This is a genomic window from Ruegeria sp. R13_0 (assembly GCF_017743995.1).
Taxonomy (GTDB): domain Bacteria; phylum Pseudomonadota; class Alphaproteobacteria; order Rhodobacterales; family Rhodobacteraceae; genus Ruegeria.
In genome coordinates this window covers 88,907-105,666 of the sequence record NZ_JAGHRB010000006.1, presented here as the reverse complement: position 1 = coordinate 105,666, position 16,760 = coordinate 88,907, and the positions used below count along the sequence as shown (strand labels likewise).

Annotated in this window: 17 protein-coding genes; 4 read left to right on the top strand and 13 right to left on the bottom strand. The window is 59.1% G+C overall.

The genetic code is table 11. The features are described 5' to 3' along the window. Window positions 1-12 precede the first annotated feature (12 nt). The 7 genes from J7394_RS09565 to J7394_RS09535 all read right to left on the bottom strand — a co-directional run bounded on the left by J7394_RS09565 (window position 13) and on the right by J7394_RS09535 (window position 8,667). The gene (locus tag J7394_RS09565; RefSeq protein WP_209252611.1) at window positions 13-798 is read right to left on the bottom strand and encodes an ion transporter; all 786 of its coding nucleotides are present in this window, start codon (window positions 796-798) and stop codon (window positions 13-15) included. Window positions 799-812: 14 nt separating this feature from the next. Next, window positions 813-2,042: a class I SAM-dependent RNA methyltransferase gene (locus tag J7394_RS09560; RefSeq protein WP_209252609.1), complete on the bottom strand. Its 1,230-nt coding sequence runs from the start codon at window positions 2,040-2,042 to the stop codon at window positions 813-815. 38 nt (window positions 2,043-2,080) lie between these two features. Beyond that, window positions 2,081-3,913, bottom strand: a complete 1,833-nt coding sequence (locus tag J7394_RS09555) for an ABC transporter ATP-binding protein (RefSeq protein ID WP_209252608.1) — start codon at window positions 3,911-3,913, stop codon at window positions 2,081-2,083. Beyond that, on the bottom strand, window positions 3,910-5,748 hold the full coding sequence (locus J7394_RS09550) for an ABC transporter ATP-binding protein (RefSeq protein WP_209252606.1): 1,839 nt from the start codon (window positions 5,746-5,748) through the stop codon (window positions 3,910-3,912). Before J7394_RS09550 ends, J7394_RS09555 begins: the two co-directional genes overlap by 4 nt. Before the next feature lie 192 nt (window positions 5,749-5,940). After that, window positions 5,941-7,095, bottom strand: a complete 1,155-nt coding sequence (locus J7394_RS09545) for a CCA tRNA nucleotidyltransferase (RefSeq protein ID WP_209252604.1) — start codon at window positions 7,093-7,095, stop codon at window positions 5,941-5,943. Further along, window positions 7,092-7,688: a CoA pyrophosphatase gene (locus J7394_RS09540; RefSeq protein WP_170380227.1), complete on the bottom strand. Its 597-nt coding sequence runs from the start codon at window positions 7,686-7,688 to the stop codon at window positions 7,092-7,094. Before J7394_RS09540 ends, J7394_RS09545 begins: the two co-directional genes overlap by 4 nt. Then, window positions 7,681-8,667: an Hsp33 family molecular chaperone HslO gene (locus tag J7394_RS09535; protein ID WP_209252602.1), complete on the bottom strand. Its 987-nt coding sequence runs from the start codon at window positions 8,665-8,667 to the stop codon at window positions 7,681-7,683. Before J7394_RS09535 ends, J7394_RS09540 begins: the two co-directional genes overlap by 8 nt. A gap of 76 nt (window positions 8,668-8,743) precedes the next feature. Between J7394_RS09535 and J7394_RS09530 the strand changes: the two genes are divergently transcribed. Further along, window positions 8,744-9,187 (top strand): NUDIX hydrolase, encoded by a 444-nt coding sequence (locus J7394_RS09530; protein WP_209252600.1) that lies wholly within the window; start codon window positions 8,744-8,746, stop codon window positions 9,185-9,187. A gap of 97 nt (window positions 9,188-9,284) precedes the next feature. On the opposite strand, the gene J7394_RS09525 is transcribed toward J7394_RS09530, so the two are convergent. After that, on the bottom strand, window positions 9,285-10,556 hold the full coding sequence (locus J7394_RS09525) for a SpoIIE family protein phosphatase (protein ID WP_209252598.1): 1,272 nt from the start codon (window positions 10,554-10,556) through the stop codon (window positions 9,285-9,287). Between the two features lie 157 nt (window positions 10,557-10,713). Between J7394_RS09525 and J7394_RS09520 the strand changes: the two genes are divergently transcribed. Then, window positions 10,714-11,043 (top strand): Hpt domain-containing protein, encoded by a 330-nt coding sequence (locus tag J7394_RS09520; RefSeq protein ID WP_209252596.1) that lies wholly within the window; start codon window positions 10,714-10,716, stop codon window positions 11,041-11,043. Here J7394_RS09520 and ilvA read toward each other — a convergent pair. Both ilvA and J7394_RS09510 read right to left on the bottom strand, forming a co-directional pair. Then, on the bottom strand, window positions 11,040-12,266 hold the full coding sequence (ilvA, locus tag J7394_RS09515; protein WP_209252594.1) for a threonine ammonia-lyase IlvA: 1,227 nt from the start codon (window positions 12,264-12,266) through the stop codon (window positions 11,040-11,042). The genes J7394_RS09520 and ilvA overlap by 4 nt on opposite strands. 56 nt (window positions 12,267-12,322) lie before the next feature. Beyond that, entirely contained in the window at window positions 12,323-13,090 is a 768-nt protein-coding gene (locus tag J7394_RS09510; RefSeq protein ID WP_209252591.1) for a hypothetical protein, read from the bottom strand. 142 nt (window positions 13,091-13,232) lie between these two features. Here J7394_RS09510 and J7394_RS09505 point away from each other — a divergent pair, with 142 nt between their 5' ends. After that, window positions 13,233-14,459, top strand: coding sequence for an argininosuccinate synthase (locus J7394_RS09505; protein ID WP_170380221.1), 1,227 nt, complete (start codon window positions 13,233-13,235; stop codon window positions 14,457-14,459). Window positions 14,460-14,598: 139 nt separating this feature from the next. Continuing rightward, entirely contained in the window at window positions 14,599-14,880 is a 282-nt protein-coding gene (locus J7394_RS09500) for an SCP2 sterol-binding domain-containing protein (RefSeq protein WP_209252589.1), read from the top strand. On the opposite strand, the gene J7394_RS09495 is transcribed toward J7394_RS09500, so the two are convergent. The 3 genes from J7394_RS09495 to J7394_RS09485 are packed head-to-tail and all read right to left on the bottom strand — an operon-like array spanning window position 14,877 to window position 16,738. Further along, entirely contained in the window at window positions 14,877-15,218 is a 342-nt protein-coding gene (locus J7394_RS09495; RefSeq protein ID WP_209252587.1) for a carboxymuconolactone decarboxylase family protein, read from the bottom strand. The two genes, J7394_RS09500 and J7394_RS09495, sit on opposite strands and share 4 nt — an antisense overlap. A gap of 11 nt (window positions 15,219-15,229) precedes the next feature. Then, complete coding sequence (locus J7394_RS09490) at window positions 15,230-15,988, bottom strand: amino acid ABC transporter permease (RefSeq protein ID WP_170380218.1); 759 nt, start codon at window positions 15,986-15,988, stop codon at window positions 15,230-15,232. Between the two features lie 9 nt (window positions 15,989-15,997). Further along, entirely contained in the window at window positions 15,998-16,738 is a 741-nt protein-coding gene (locus J7394_RS09485) for an amino acid ABC transporter ATP-binding protein (RefSeq protein WP_209252586.1), read from the bottom strand. Between the last annotated feature and the right edge of the window lie 22 nt (window positions 16,739-16,760).

Sequence of the window (16,760 nt, the reverse complement as noted above, 5' to 3'; positions counted from 1 at the left end):
CAAAAACTGAAATCACTTTTTGATGTTTGATTGCTCAATAAGGCGGCGTTCTATGGCCTCAAGGCGCTCCAACACCTCATCTCGGTAGGCATCGGTCTTCACTTCGTCCTCGGCGTGGTGCGCATCCTGCATCGAATTCACGATCAAACCGACCAGCAAGTTCACAACCGCGAAGGTCGTGACCATGATAAAGGGCACAAAAAACAGCCAGGCGTAGGGGTAAACCTCCATCACCGGGCGCACGATGCCCATGGACCAGCTTTCCAGCGTCATGATCTGAAACAGCGTATAGGCTGACAGGCCCAGATCCCCGAACCAAGCCGGGAAGGAATAAGAGAACAGCTTGGTCGAGATCACCGCGCCGATATAAAACAGGATCGCCATCAGCAGGAACACACTGGCCATGCCCGGAAGGGCCGAGATAAAGCCCTCGACCACGCGGCGCAGGCGCGGCGCGACCGAGATCACGCGCAAAACCCGCAGGATTCGCAGGGCCCGCAGTACCGAGAGACCGCCCGCACTTGGGACCAGAGCGATGCCGACGATTGTGAAATCGAACAGATTCCAGCCGTTCTTGAAGAAATTGCGGCCTGAGACGAACAGCTTCATCGCGATCTCGACCACGAAAACCGCAAGGCAAAGTTTATCGAGAATGACGATCAGCGGCCCCGCCGCGTCCATCAGCGTGGGGGAGGTCTCCATCCCCAGCAAGATCGCGTTGAAGATGATCACTGCCGTGATGAACTGCCCAAAAAGGGGGGCTTCGATGATGCTCTGCAAGCGCTGTTTGAACGCCATGGGTTGCTGTCTCCTTAACGTGCGGGGTTCAGCACAAACCGCGCGGCCAGTTCCGTATGGGACGACCACCGAAATTGGTCAACGACCTGCACCCATTCAAGGGTGTAGCCTGCATCAACCAGCGTTTTTGCATCCCGCGCAAAGGTGACGGGATTGCACGAGACATAGGCGATCACCGGCGGCTGCGCCTGCACCAGTTCCGCCACCTGCGCTTCGGCCCCTGCGCGCGGAGGATCAAGAACCACGGCATCAAAGCCCTTGAACTCATCCGGCATCAGAGGGCGCCGGAACAGATCGCGGGCCTCACAGGTGACGCGTTTCAGACCCGTTGCCTTGCGCCATCCCTGATCCAGCGCCTGCGTCATCGCGGATTCACCTTCCACGGCGTGAACCTCGGCCTCCTGCGCGAGCGGGAGAGAGAAGGTTCCACCCCCGGCAAACAAGTCCACAACCCGCTTTGCACCTTGCGTGGCTTCCAATACAGCCCGTGTTAGAGCCTGTTCTCCGTCCTTTGTCGCCTGAAGAAAGGCCCCTGGAGGTGGGATGACCCCGGCGGTCCCAAAACGCTGAACGGGCGGTTGCCGCACCGCGATCACCTCACCATCCCAGCTGAGGCGCGCCAGCCCGTGTTTCTCGGTCGCTTGCGCCAAGGCCAACTCCAGCGGGCCGTCCAGGGGTTTGCCCCCTGACACCGCGATATCCAGACCACCCTCGGACAGGGTCAGCGTAACTGCCAGTACACCTTTGCGGCTGCCACCCAGCAGCGCCAGCGCCTCGGCGACCGGGATCGCTTCGATCAAGGCCGGGTCCAGGAGATGGCAATCCGGGATTTCAGTGATCGTGTCGGAGGCGCGACCGTGAAATCCAGCCAGTGTGCCTTTCTTTGTCCGCCGCACGGCAATCGTTGCCCGCCGTCGAGACCGCTCGGGCGAAGTGTGGATCGGTCGCATCGGGGCCTCGAGGCGCTGTGCTGACAGCGCTGCGCGCACGATTTCCACCTTCCAATCCGCCACAAATGCGTCCGAGGCGTGCTGCAGCTGGCAGCCTCCGCAGGCTTTGTAGTGGCGGCACGGGGCTTTAACCCGTTGATCCGAAGGGGTTTCCACCCGCATGTCTTCCAGTAGCTGGCCGACCAATGTTCCGCTGACCACTTCACCCGGCAAAGTCCGGGGAACATAGACGGGACCGTCTGCGATGCCGTCGCCTTGATGACCAAGGCGGTTGATGGTGAATTGCTGCGTCATGGGGGCCTGATAGCCGGGCTTTGCCTGCAACAAAACCCTTATTCTGCGGCCTCGGCCTGAATGAAACCGCCCGACTGGCGATGCCAGAACCGCGCATACAGCCCGCCCTGATCCAAAAGCGCCTCATGCGTTCCGGCCTCAACAATCCGCCCCTGATCCAGCACGACGATCCGGTCCATCTCGCTGAGGGTCGACAGGCGGTGCGCGATGGCCAGCACGGTTTTGCCCTCCATCACCCGATGCAGCGCAGTCTGGATCGAAGCCTCGACCTCGGAATCGAGCGCCGAGGTTGCCTCGTCTAGCACGAGGATGGGTGCATCTTTCAGAATGGCGCGGGCCAGGGCGATCCGCTGCCGTTGTCCACCGCTGAGCTTCACGCCCCGCTCACCCAGATGCGCGTCGTAGCCTTTTCGGCCTTGCGCATCCTGAAGGCTCAGGATGAACTCATGGGCTTCGGCCTTCTCGGCGGCCTCGATCATCTCGGCCTCGGACGCATCGGGGCGGCCATACAGAATGTTCTCACGCGCCGAACGGTTGAACATGGCGGTTTCCTGCGTGACCATCCCGATCTGACGGCGCAGGCTGTCTTGCGTCACTTGCGACACATCCTGCCCGTCAATCAAAATCGCGCCTTTTTCCCCGTCATAGAGTCGCAACAACAGCGAAACGAGGGTTGATTTGCCCGCCCCTGACGCCCCGACGATGCCCAGCTTTTCGCCCGGTGCGATCGTTAGGTTCAGATCAGAAACGCCGCCAATATCCCGGCCATAGGCAAAGCTGACCGCCTGAAAGGCGATGCTGCCCTGAGACACGGCAAGGTCCTTGGCTGCTGCGGCATCCTCAACCCGGTCCCGCTTGGCCAGCGTTTTCATGCCGTTTTCGATCTCGCCAACATTGGCGTAGAGACCCATCAGCGTAAAGCTGACCCAGCCCGTCATCTGGGAAATGCGGATCGCAACCGCACCCGCGGCCACGATGTCTCCGGCCGTAGCCATTCCCAGTTGCCACAGCCAAAGCGTTGCACCCAGTAGCATCACGGGCAGAACACCTGCCAGAACCATGAGGATGAACCGGAACGTGGCGGAAAGTTTGCCGAAATCCAGAGATCTTTCGCGCAGGTCGACCATCGCGTTTCGCGCTGTCTGATCTTCGAACGCAGAGTGAGCGAACAGTTTGACGGTCTTGATATTGGTGATCGTATCCACCACCTGCCCCGACACCATCGCCCGTGCGCCCGCCCGCGCGGCCGAGCGTTTGCGAATGCGGGGCAGATACCAGCGGACCAACATGAAATAGACCACCAGCCAACCGGCAAAGGGCAGCATCACCAACGGATGAATAGACCCTAACAAAAGCAAAGACCCCGCAAGGGAGGCTAGGGCAAACACAATCGCACTGATCGTTTCCGACACGACCGAGGCCATCGCGTTCGAGGTTTGCATCTGCTTCTGGGCAATCCGACCGGCAAAATCGTCGTCGAAATACGTGACTGACTGGCCCAAGGTCCAACGGTTCAGCTTGGCTAGAACCAAGGGCGGGATGTTCGGCATGACGATATAGTTGTTCGACACCGAGGACAGGCCGAACAGGATCGGGCGGATCACCATAAAGAAGGCCGCCGCGCCGACAATCATCCAGATATTCTCGGCGGTCAGAAAATGCTCGGGCCCGCCCGAGGTGGCGACGTCGATGACCCGGCCCAGAATCCAGGCGGTGGCGGCCTCCATCGCGCCTGCAATCGCCGAGAAAGCCGCCGCGACAAATAGCATGGGCCAGGCGCCTGACAGACTCCAGCGAATGAACGCCCCCAGCGTTTGTGGTGGGGGCGTCTCGATGTTCTTGAACGGGTTGATGAGGTCGGCAACCCTCATTCAGCGGCCTCCGGATTCATGAAGCCGCCAGATTGCCGCGCCCAGAACTGCGCGTAAAGGCCACCCTGCGCCAAAAGATCGGCATGCGCGCCCTCTTCCACGATCCGGCCCGCATCCATCACCAGAATACGGTCCATCTGCGCGATAGTGCTGAGCCTGTGGGCAATGGCGATCACGGTTTTTCCTTGCATCATACCGTAGAGGGTTTCCTGAATGGACGCTTCGACCTCGGAATCTAGGGCGGATGTCGCCTCATCCAACAACAAAATCGGAGCGTCCTTCAGAATGACCCGGGCCAGCGTGACCCGCTGCCGCTGACCTCCTGATAGCTTCACGCCACGCTCACCCACATGCGCGTCATACCCGGTTCTGCCCTGAGGGTCCTGCAGGTCGAGAATGAACTCATGCGCCTCGGCCTGTTTGGCGGCGGCGATCATCTGATCCTCGGTCGCGTCGGGACGGCCATAGAGGATATTGTCGCGCACCGACCGGTGCAGCAAAGCGCTGTCCTGTTGGACCATGCCGATACGGCTGCGCAAACTGTCCTGTGTGACCTGCGCAATGTTCTGATCGTCGATCAGAATTGCCCCTCGCTCAACGTCATAGAATCGCAAAAGAAGCTTTACTAGGGTCGATTTTCCGGCCCCGGAGCGCCCGATCAGGCCAATCTTCTCACCCGGTTGAATGGTCAGGTTGATGTGGTCCAAACCTCCGGCCTCGCGGCCATAGTGGTGCGACAGATCGTTGATTTCGATTTTACCCTCGCTCAGTTGCAATGGCTTCGCTGTAGGCGCATCTAGCAAGTCGATGGGCTGGGCAATTGTTTCCATCCCCTCAGCGACGATCCCAAGCTGGCGGAAGAAGCTGGTCAGCGCCCACATGATCCACCCGGTCATCGCGTTCAGGCGCAGGGTCAAGGCAGTCGCCGCGGCAACAACACCAACCGAGGCCGTGCCCTGCATCCACAGGGAAATCGCCCAGCCCACGACGCCCACGATCAGCAAGCCGTTCAGAGTGACCAGAACCGCGTCCATGATGGTGAAGATCCGCATTTCAATCTGGAAGGTGCGGCGCGTCTCTTCGATGGCTTCGCGGGCATAGTCCATCTCTTGCCGACCATGGGCGAACATCTTGACCGAGTGGATATTGGTATAGCTGTCCACCACGCGCCCCGTCACGGTCGAGCGCGCATCGGACGCCGCCTTGGACGCCGGGCCAACGCGCTCAATCGTCCAGCGCACCAACAGCGCGTATAACGCGAACCAGATCAGCAGCGGGATCAGCAATCGTGGGTCTGCAGCATAAAGCAAAATGGCAGCGCCGATCAGATATGCCAGCGAGAACGAAATCGCGTCAAAGACCTGAAACACCACCTCGCCCGCGGCCGGAGGGGTCTGCATAATCCGGTTCGCGATCCGCCCGGCAAAGTCATTCTCGAACCAGCCAACCGACTGACGCAGAACATGTTTATGCGCCCGCCAGCGGATCAGCGTGCCAAAGTTCGGCAGGATCGTGTTGTTGAGCAGCAGTACGTCGATCAAATGCAGCAACGGACGCAGCAGCAGGACAAACGCAGCCATCAGCAACAGCTCGGTCCCGTGGTTTTGCCAGACCTCGGCCGGAGTGCCGCCCAGCAGGTCAACCACGCGACCCATATAGGCGATCAACCCGATCTCGACCCCGGCCACGATGATCGAGATCAGCGCCGCCCAGGCAAACACCCGATAGAACGGGCGCGAATAGTCCAGCATGAACGGCCACAGCTTGGTTGGTGGCGCGTCGGCTTCTTTGTAGGGGCCAAAAGGGTCAACGAGGTTTTCGAAATAGCGAAACATAGAGGAGTGCTCCGATTGAGCAGAAAATTAGACGTGCGAAGAAGAATGGCGCCTGAACACCACCCTATACGGGGTAAGCGTCCCGGCTTTAGCCGAACCAGATCCCGTAATACATTCGCAGTCCTCCATCCATGTGACAGCCGCACGTAAGCACAAACGTTCTGATTTGTCATCCCCTTTTGAGACTTCGCGCTACCCGGCCAGCAAATCCTCGCGCGTCAGGGTAAAGCCGGACGCGATCCAGCTTGCTTCCAGATCGGCCAGTTTCTTGCCCAGCGCAGGGCCAGAGAAATTGGGGATCAGGTCGGTTGCCTTGATCGGGAACTGCGCCGCGGCCCCGGAATGCAGCGCCGTGCGCAGATCCTCGGACCAGGGCCGCTCCAGAAACGCACATCGCAGCAGTGTTTCGTGCAAGCCGCCCTCGTCGCCGTAGCGGTAGCCCAGTTCGGCCACACTGGTCGAGGCCTGTGCCTCTTCCCGCATTCGGGTCAATCGTTGCAGCTGGTTGCGGCTCAGGCGCAGCGTCTCCGCGTCCTCAGGCACGGCGATGGCAGCCAGTCTGCGCACCGCGTCCGGTTCGGCTCCTGCGGCCTGCTCAATGGCGACCAAAGGCGCCAAGGCGCGATCATCCGCGCCCGGTAGAAGTTGCGCCAGCACCCCCGTGCTGCGCATTGCGGCAACGGAAGGGGCCGGGTCGGGCGCGCCCAAAAGTTTCAACAGCTCCGCCCCGACACGTTCCCGCGACAAGGTGGACAAACCGTCCAGGTTCGCTGCAATCGCGGCCAGAGCATCCGGGTCGAACCCGGCCTCGACATCTCCGTACCAGGCATGAAACCGGAAGTAGCGCAGGGATCGCAGGTAGTCTTCGCGGATGCGGTTTTCTGCGGTCCCGATAAACCGCACACGGCGCGCCTGAAGGTCCGGCAGGCCCAAAAGCGGGTCTAACACGAAGCCATTTGGCTTTGCGTAGATGGCATTCATGGTGAAATCGCGCCGGGCTGCGTCCTCTTCAACGTTGTCCGAGAAGGCCACGACCGCGCGACGGCCATCGGTTTCCACGTCGCGGCGAAAAGTGGTGATCTCATGCGGGATGTGATTGCAGACCACAGTGATCGTGCCGTGATCAATCCCCGTGGGAATCGCCTTGAGCCCCGCGCTCTGCGCCAGCTCCAGCACCCTTTTGGGATGCGCATCCGTTGCGATATCAATGTCCGACACCGGCGCGCCCAAAAGCGCGTTGCGCACACATCCCCCCACAAACAGCGCTTGCGCACCGCCATCCCTTAGGGCTGCGCATACCTTTTGTGTCGCAGGGTCCGAAACCCAAGCCGCGCTGATTTGCTTCATTCACTCACCCGTGCTGCAAGCCCGCGCAATATGCGGGCGGTCGCGCCCCATATGTAATAAGGGCCATAGGGCACGGCGAAATACTTCCGTCTTGTCCCCTGCCAACGACGCGACTCGATCACATAATTCGCAGGGTCCAGCACATGTGCAAGAGGAACCGAGAAAATTTCGTCTACTTCGCCGGGTTCAGGCACCGGGTCGAAGCCCTGCCGGATGATTGCCACCACCGGAGTGACCGAGAAGGACGTGACGGTTTCATGCGTGGGCAAAAAGCCCAGAACCTCGGGAAGATTGATGGACAGACCGACCTCTTCCCGCGCCTCGCGCAGGGCAGCGGCGGTGACATCCGCGTCACCTTCATCCTGCTTGCCGCCGGGAAAGGCGATCTGGCCGGGATGGTGCTTCAACGCCGAGGATCGTTTGGTCAGGATCAGCCGTGGCATCCCGTCCGCGACGGTGATCGGCACCAGCACCCCCGCCGGGCGCAGTTTGCGCCCCGGCGGCAGCACGGTGTCTGGGTTCAGGTCAAAATCACTGGACCCATGGCCCGGACGCCCCAAGGCCGTCCGGAGTTGTGTCTCTAACTCAGACACTTTTGCTGTCTTCGGCGTCAAACCCCACGGTGGAAGGATCCAGCACGTAATGCGCACCGCAGAACTGACAATCGGCCGTAACCTGACCCTCAGACGTGGTCATCTTTTCAATGTCCTTGGCCGAATAGATCGACAGGCTCTGGCGCACACGCTCTTCTGAACAGGTACAGCCAAACTGTACCTGCTGCGCGTCATAGACCCGTGGGTTTTCCTCGTGGAACAAACGCACCAGCAGATCGGTTGGCGCGATCGAGGGGCCGATCAGCTCAAGATCCTCGACCGTGTCCAACAGGATGTTGACGCGGCCCCAGTTCTCACCCTCTTCGCCATCGACAAGATCAGTGGCGGTCAGGATCTCTCCGGTGCCTTCGCTGGTCGCCGCAAAAGGCGAAGCTTTGGGCATATGCTGCAACATGATGCCGCCTGCGCGCCAATGCTCACCCACACCCGGTTCGGTCGATTTGCCGAAGCTCAGCGAGAACCGGGTCGGCAACTGCTCGGACTGCGCAAAATAGGCTTCGGCGCAGGCACTGATCGAGCCTCCGGCCAGCGGAGTGATGCCCTGATAAGGCTGTGTGCCTTCGCCCTGGTCGATCATGATTGCGAAATAGCCCTCGCCCACCTGATCGAAGGGCGCGCCATCGGTCAGACGATCGCGGTCGAAACTGGCGTAAGCGCGGATGCGGGCCGGCTCACCCTCTTTCTGTGGCGCATAGTAGTCGGTGGCAATCATGCGCACCGGACCCTTGGACTGCACCTGCAGCGACAGCTTCCAGCGAAGCGAGACAGTCTGGCCGATCAACGCGGTCAGCAGGGCCATCTCGGCCACGAGGGCCTCAACCTTTTCAGGATAGTCATGCTGTTTCAGGATGCCGTCCAGCACGCCATCCAAACGGGCCACACGCCCGCGCATGTCCGATACATCGAGTTGAAAGGGCAGGACGGTATCGTCCCACGCGATTTTTGTTCCAAGAGACATGGGGTTTCCTTACACGCCAAGGGTTGGCATACCGGCACCATATAGGTCGCAGAGATTGGGTTGTAAGGGGCCATACATGATCAGACGGTTCGGCGAAAGCCCTGAACCCGGGCGCAAGTATACTCGGCGGGTCGGAGTCTACGCGTTGCTGCCCCGCGCCGGGCACCTTCTTTTGACCTGCCAGACCGAACCGGGGCCGGATCTGCAACTGCCCGGCGGCGGCATAGATCCGGGAGAATCGCCGACAACCGCCCTGCACCGCGAAGTGTTCGAGGAAACAGGCTGGCTGATCGCAACACCCCGTCGTGTCGGCGCATTCCGTCGGTTCACGTATATGCCGGAATATGACCTCTGGGCCGAGAAGGTCTGCCTGATCTATCGAGCGCGTCCCGTGCGCCGTATTGGGCCACCGAGCGAGCCGTTCCACGAAGCGCTCTGGATGCATACCGCCGACGCAGTTGAAACACTGGGCAACGATGGCGATCGCCATTTCGCAATGCTGCATCTTCACGGGCTTTAGATCGTTTCGGGTTTAACCTGCGACACGAATACCCTGCCGCGCTTTCAGCAGTCTCGGGACATTCGCGTCAGATGATTCATGTAAAACCCGAAACGCTTTAGGCGCCATTGTATTCAAAGAACACGGCCGAGACATCGTCCCCCATACCGCTGTCAGGTGACATCACCTGTGTCAGGCGCCAGAACAGATCGTCCAGAAACTCAGGCCCACCGCGACCCGCTGCACAGTCGAGCGCCATGTCCCGCAAGCCATCCTCATCCAGCATTCCACCTTCGGCCAAGGTGCATTCCGTGAACCCGTCTGAATGCAGTAACAACCGGTCCCCCGGCTCCATCTTCGCCTCAATCTGCTGAAATTTCGCATCCGGGATCAACCCGATGGGCAACCCGCCTTCGCCCAGAAACTCGGTCGTGCCATCGCGCCTTAGCATCAGAGGATGTGGATGTCCGGCCTGCACCATCCTGATATGCCCGTTGCGCAGATCGACAATGGCATAAACCATCGTGAAGTATTCTTCGATCCCCGCGTCCGCCAGCAATCGGGAATTCAGCATCCCTGCGACCTCGTCCGGAGGAAGCAGGGCGTAGAATTTATCAAACCGCTTTTCCATGGCGACGTTCTGATCGAAATGCTTGCTGGACAGATAGCCGCCCAACCGCGCGGTCATCATGGCCGAGGTGATGCCGTGCCCGGATACATCAATACTGTAGAACCCAAGGCGGTTCGGACCGGGTGAGAACATCCCTACCAGATCGCCTCCGATATGCCCGCAAGGCTTCAACAACAGACTGACACGCGATTTACCAAACTCTTGCGTGAGGTCGGGCACCAGCGATTCCTGTATCTTGCGGGCTTGGATCAGGTCCTTGTCGATGGCCTCATGCGCCAGTTTCAGCTCTTGCAGGGCGGATTCGATCAGGCGGTTCTTCTGTGACAACTCACGCTGCATATCCAGAATCCGCGCCCCGGCCGAGATACGCGCGCGCAGCTCATCCGCCTCAAGCGGTTTGATCAGGAAATCGTCCGCGCCTGCATCCAGACCCCGCGCCACCTCCTGTTTTTCGCTTTTTGAGGTGAGCAGGATGAAATAGCTGTAGTGCTCCGCCTCAAGCGCGCGGAAGGCGCGGCAGAACTCAAGCCCGCTCATCCCCGGCATGACCCAATCGCTGAGCACAAGGTCTGGCGCGACTTCGGCGCAGATATCTATCGCCGCCTCGCCATTGTCGGCCTCAAGTACCTCAAAACCCCATTTCTTGAGCGAGGCCACCAGAATGCGCCGTTGCAGGCGGCTGTCATCCACAACCAGCACCCTCCGGATTGCACCGAAGTCCAGATCGGATCTGGTTTCCTCAAGACTTGCCGCTGGCACTCTGCAACCCCACACGCTTCCTTTTATCGGGATGGTGCGATCCTACGCGTCTGGGGCTTAACATCGGGTGAAGGCCAATAGAGGCCGACGCTTAACCCGGTATTTACTCAGGCCGCGCTACCAAGGATCCATTCAATTCCGATGCAGGACGCGACCCATGATCCACTGGCCCCGAGTTCGACAGCTCCGTGACGAGGTTGGCGCTGATGAGTTCGATGAGGTTGTCGAGATCTTTCTGGACGAGGTGCAAGAGGTCATCGCCCGTCTGCATGCAGACACCGCGCGGCAGGATCTGGAACAAAACCTGCATTTCCTGAAAGGCAGCGCCCTGAGCCTTGGGTTCGAGGTGTTCTCGAAGCTCTGTCAGGATGGTGAAAGGCTGGCCGTGTCAGGCAAGGCGACGAAAGTCGATCTGCCGGAAATCCTCGCCGCGTTTGATGCGTCGAAATTGGTGTTTCAAGCCGAACTTAAAGACAATCTGCACTAGATCACAAACTGTGCCAGCGTCTCATCCTCGGTGATGTCGGTATAGGTGAAGCCGGCCTCATCGAGATGCGCAAAGAGGCGAGCGAAGTTCTCGGGCTTGCGGGTCTCGATCCCGATCAGGACCGAACCGAAATTGCGCGCCGATTTCTTCATGTATTCGAACCGGGCGATATCGTCTTCGGGGCCGAGGATGTTCAGGAACTCTTTCAACGCGCCAGGACGCTGTGGCAGGCGCAGGATGAAATATTTCTTGACCCCGGAATAGCGCTGCGCACGCTCCTTGACCTCGGGTAGACGCTCAAAGTCGAAATTGCCGCCAGAGGTGACACAGACAACCGTTTTGCCGCGAATGAAGCTCTGCACATCGGCAACCGCCTCAATCGCCAACGCGCCAGCGGGTTCCAGCACGATGCCTTCCACATTCAACATCTCGATCATCGTGGTACAGATACGATCCTCGGACAGGGCCAGCACATCCGACAGGTGACGGTCTTTTAACAGCTCAAAGGGCTTGGAACCGATCTTGCCGACCGCCGCGCCATCGACGAAATTATCTACGTGATCCAAGGCAACCGGATGACCCGCGGCCATTGCCGCGTGCAGACAGGCCCCACCTTTGGGTTCGACAAACAAACAGTGGGTCCGATCCCCGAACCAGGTTGCTACGCCGGACGACATGCCACCCCCGCCGACCGGCAAGATGACATGATCAGGCACACGGCCCAGCTGTTCCTCGATCTCGACAGCTAGCGAGGCCTGCCCCTCGATCACATCCTCATCATCGAACGGCGACAAGAAATGCCCGCCCTCCTTTGCGCACCAAGCTTGTGCCGCCGCAAGCGTGTCGTCGAAGTAGTCACCGCTGAGGTGAACCTCGACATTGTCGCCGCCGAAAATACGGGTCTTCTGGATCTTCTGCTGAGGCGTGGTGACCGGCATGAAGATCACCCCCTTCACATCCAGATGCTTGCACATGAAGGCCACGCCCTGCGCGTGGTTTCCCGCGCTGGCACAGACGAACAGATCCTGCCCCAGCTGCTTGCGCATGGCATTGAACGCGCCCCGGATTTTGTAGGAGCGCACCGGGCTGAGGTCCTCTCGCTTGAGCCAGATATCAGCACCGTAGCGGTCAGACAGATGGGCATTCCGCTGCAAAGGCGTTGCTGGAAACACAGAGCGCATCGCCTGTTCGGCAGCGCGGGCACGGGTCATGAAATCGCTCATGCCGGTTTCAGTGGCTTATCCTAAGCAAAAGGGCAAGGAATACATGTGTGTACGAATTACGATAGCGCGCGTTTTTCGATGAAGACGCCATAGAACGTTGTCAGGATGCTGACATTGATCAATGGCACGATCAGCATGCTGGCGAAAACCACCACCAAAGCGCCAATCACCGGGATGATCAGAAGCGCTGCGAACAGAAGCTGAAGCACCATCTGGAACAACACCAGCAACACAACCAGCGCCATAATGGTGCCGTTCGCTCCGTCAGTTGCCCGCCACGCGTCCAACAGTTTCAACGGTTCGCCTATTGCTGCGGCGGGCATGATCGGAGACACCCGGTAAAAGGCCACGGAAAGGCCCACAATAACCAAAAGCCACGCCAATATGCCTATCGCGGCCGAGGCTTGGGTCAAAAATCCGATGACAAGCATTGCCGGGATCAGAATGACCACGCCCAGCAAGGCCAGCATCACCATCCGCCCAATGTAAGCGAGCATTCGATCCGATCTGAACGCGGGCAGAAAACCGGCCGGATATTCTTCGAGCAGCACAAAGCGATGCCAGGACACGATAATCCAAACCATGATCGCAAATAGGGATGCCAGCACGCAGAACAGGAAAGCTGTGACCGCGCCTGGCGATGCGGCATCTGGCAGGCCGTTTGGTTCGGTCGAGATATCTTCGAACGAAATACCAAACAGAAGGCTGAATGCGACTATGACCAGAAAACCGATCAGCGCGGGGATCAGAGTGATCTGAATCGCCTGTTTCAGGTTCCGCAAAACCATCTTGATCGAATGCATGAAAATCTCGAACGCCAACATCTGTAAATGCCCCTGCTCAACTATCTCTTGTTCTTTGTCAGGCCGTTTCACCCCAATTCCCGGCCTGCGTCAATCCACACAGCTTGCCCCCGCCCACAAAACCCGTTAGGGGCCAATCGTCTTGCGAATAAGGGGAAGTCAGATGTCCGCGCCTAAGAAAGTTGTTCTGGCCTATTCCGGTGGCCTTGATACCTCGATCATTCTGAAATGGTTGCAGACCGAGTATGGCTGTGAGGTCGTCACCTTCACTGCCGATCTGGGTCAGGGTGAGGAATTGGAACCCGCCCGCCAAAAGGCTGAGATGCTGGGGATTAAACCCGAAAACATCTATATCGAGGACATCCGCGAAGAGTTCGTGCGCGACTTCGTTTTCCCGATGTTCCGTGCAAATGCGCAGTATGAAGGTCTGTACCTGCTGGGCACTTCGATTGCGCGGCCCCTGATCTCGAAACGTCTGGTTGAGATCGCGCAGGAAACCGGTGCTGATGCCGTAGCACATGGCGCGACCGGCAAGGGCAACGATCAGGTTCGCTTTGAATTGGCCGCCTACGCACTGAACCCCGAAATCAAGGTCATCGCCCCGTGGCGCGAATGGGATTTGACCAGCCGTACTCGACTGATCGAATGGGCCGAAGCGCATCAGATTCCGATAGCCAAGGATAAACGTGGTGAGGCGCCCTTCTCGGTCGATGCCAACCTGCTGCACACCTCCTCCGAGGGCAAGGTTCTGGAAGACCCCGCCGATATGGCACCCGACTATGTCTACCAGCGCACCGTCCACCCTGAGGACGCGCCCGATCAGCCCGAATTCATCGAGATCGGTTTCGAAAAAGGCGACGCCGTCAGCATCAATGGCGAGGCGATGAGCCCGGCCACCATCCTGACCAAGCTGAACGAATATGGCGGCAAGCACGGCATCGGTCGCCTCGATCTGGTCGAAGGCCGGTTTGTTGGCATGAAGTCGCGTGGCATCTATGAAACTCCGGGCGGCACCATCCTGCTGGAAGCACACCGGGGGATCGAGTCCATCACCATGGACCGTGGCGCGATGCACCTGAAAGACCAGCTGATGCCGCAATATGCCGAGCTGATTTACAACGGTTTCTGGTACTCGCCCGAACGCGAGATGCTGCAGGCCGCCATCGACAAATCGCAGGAACACGTGACCGGCACCGTGCGGGTGAAACTGTATAAAGGTCTCGCCTCGACTGTGGGTCGCTGGTCCGATCACTCGCTGTATTCCGAGGCGCATGTGACCTTCGAGGAAGACGCCGGTGCCTATGATCAAACCGACGCGGCGGGCTTTATCCAGCTGAACGCACTGCGTTTGAAACTGCTGGCGGCGCGCGACAAGCGTCTGTCCAAGTAACCTGGCCAACAGTTTGGAATTCAAAACCCCGGCAATCACACAGTTGCCGGGGTTTTCTTTTGCCCACCGGACCCAGCGTCATGCTTGCCGGATGTGGGGCCATGTCTTTACGCATACGTCAAGTTTGAAAGGATATACCATGCTGCAAGAGATCGCCGACGTAATTCAAAAAGGACTGAATGGCAAAAGCTTTGACGGCTCGCTCAAGTTCGATTGCGGCGACGCGGGCGTGATCGTGCTGGCCGACAATCAGGCCACCACGCAGGATCAGGATACCGATTGCACCATCCGTATCTCACAGGACAACCTGACCAAGCTGCTGACCGGCAAGCTGAACCCGATGACCGGCGTTGCTATGGGCAAGCTCAAGATCTCGGGCAATATGGGTGTGGCGATGAAGCTGGGGCAGCTGCTGGGTTAGTCGCCTTCCGAGAACACATCAAACGCCTTCAGCGCCTTTGCGCTGTAGGCAAACGACGGGCCTCCGCCCATATAGGTCGCCATCGACAGCGCCTCGCACAACTCCTCGCGAGTGGCACCAAGACGCACCAGTGATTTCACGTGAAACCCGATGCAGCTGTCGCAACGTGTGGCGATGGCAATGCCCAGCGCGATGAACTCTTTGGTTTTCTCGCTCAGGGCGCCATCGGTTTTGGCCGCCTTGCCCATCATCCCGAAGCCGCGCACCGTTTCGGGGACCTCTTTCGAGAGGATGCCGATATTGGCCTCGGTCTCGGCCATGAAGTCTTTCCAGTCCATACTGTGCCTCCTTATCCGCGCTCGTCCGCGCCCATACGGCGTTCCAGCCAACGTACCCCGGCGCTGATAATCAGAACCAGGATCAGGTATTCGAATATCAGCAAGGTGTAGATTTCCAGCGGGCGGTATTCTGTCACCACCAGCTCATTCGCACGGCGGGTCAATTCCTGCATGCCGATGACACTGGCAAAGGCGCTCATCTTGACGATGTAGATGAACTGGTTTGCCAAGGGCGGCAGGATACGCCGGATCGCTTGCGGCAGGATCACGTAGCGCATGGTTTGCACGTAGTTCAGCCCGATGGTCTGGGCCGCCTCGCGCTGACCGCGTGCGATGGATTGGATGCCGGCGCGGTAAATCTCGGCCGTAAAGGCGCTGTCGGAAATTGCCAGGGTGATGATCGCGCCCCAGAATGGGTCAATCGGGATGTTCAGGCCCATCGACTGGAACACGATCGGCAGGCCGTAGAACACCCAGAACAGCATGGGCAGCAGCGGAATCGCACGAATAAACTCGACATAGACCCTGTTTAGCAGCCGCCAACCGCGTTTCTCGGACAGTCCGGGCAAGGCAACCAACAAGCCGATCACAATCGACAGCGCCGCCGCGATCAGAGAGATCAGGATCGTGGCACCCATGCCCGAGATCAGGAATTTCACATTGGTCCAGCCGGAGTCAGTCCGCGGGTCTATGACATACCAGCCCCATGTCTGGGATGAGGAACAGCCTGCCAGCAGCAGAAGCGGTATGAGGAGAAGTGCTTTTTTCATCATACCCACTCAGTGCTGCAAAATCTGGCTGAGGAACTTGCGGCACCGCTCCGAAGTCGGATTGGTGAAGAAATGCTCGGGCTTGCCCTGCTCCACGATCTCGCCCTCATCCATGAAGATCATCTTGTCAGCGACCTTGCGGGCAAACCCCATCTCATGGGTGACAACGACCATGGTCATGCCTTCATGCGCCAGCTCAACCATCACGTCCAGCACCTCGGCGATCATTTCCGGATCAAGGGCCGAGGTCGGCTCATCAAACAACAGAACTTTCGGCTCCATGCACAGGGATCGGGCGATGGCGACGCGCTGTTGCTGGCCGCCGGACAGTTGGGTCGGGCGCTTGTCAGCCTGATCGGGGATGTGAACACGCTCTAGATAATGGCGCGCGCGCTCTTCGGCCTTCGCGCGACTCAGACCCCGCGCTTTGATCGGACCGAGTGTCAGGTTGTCCAGAACGCTCAGATGCGGGAACAGGTTGAACTGCTGAAACACCATGCCGACCTCGGATCGGATGGTGGCTGCAGATTTGGCGTCATCCTTAAGCTCGACCCCGTCAATGCGGATGGTGCCTTTCTGGTGTTTCTCCAACTGGTTGATACAGCGCACAACTGTGGACTTGCCCGAGCCGGACGGCCCACAGATCACAACCTTTTCACCACTATTGACCGTAAGGTTGATATTCTTGAGGACATGGAACGTATCGAACCACTTGTTCACATCGACAAGCTCGATGGCGGGGTCTGGCATTGGTCGATCTGTCCCTAGTTTG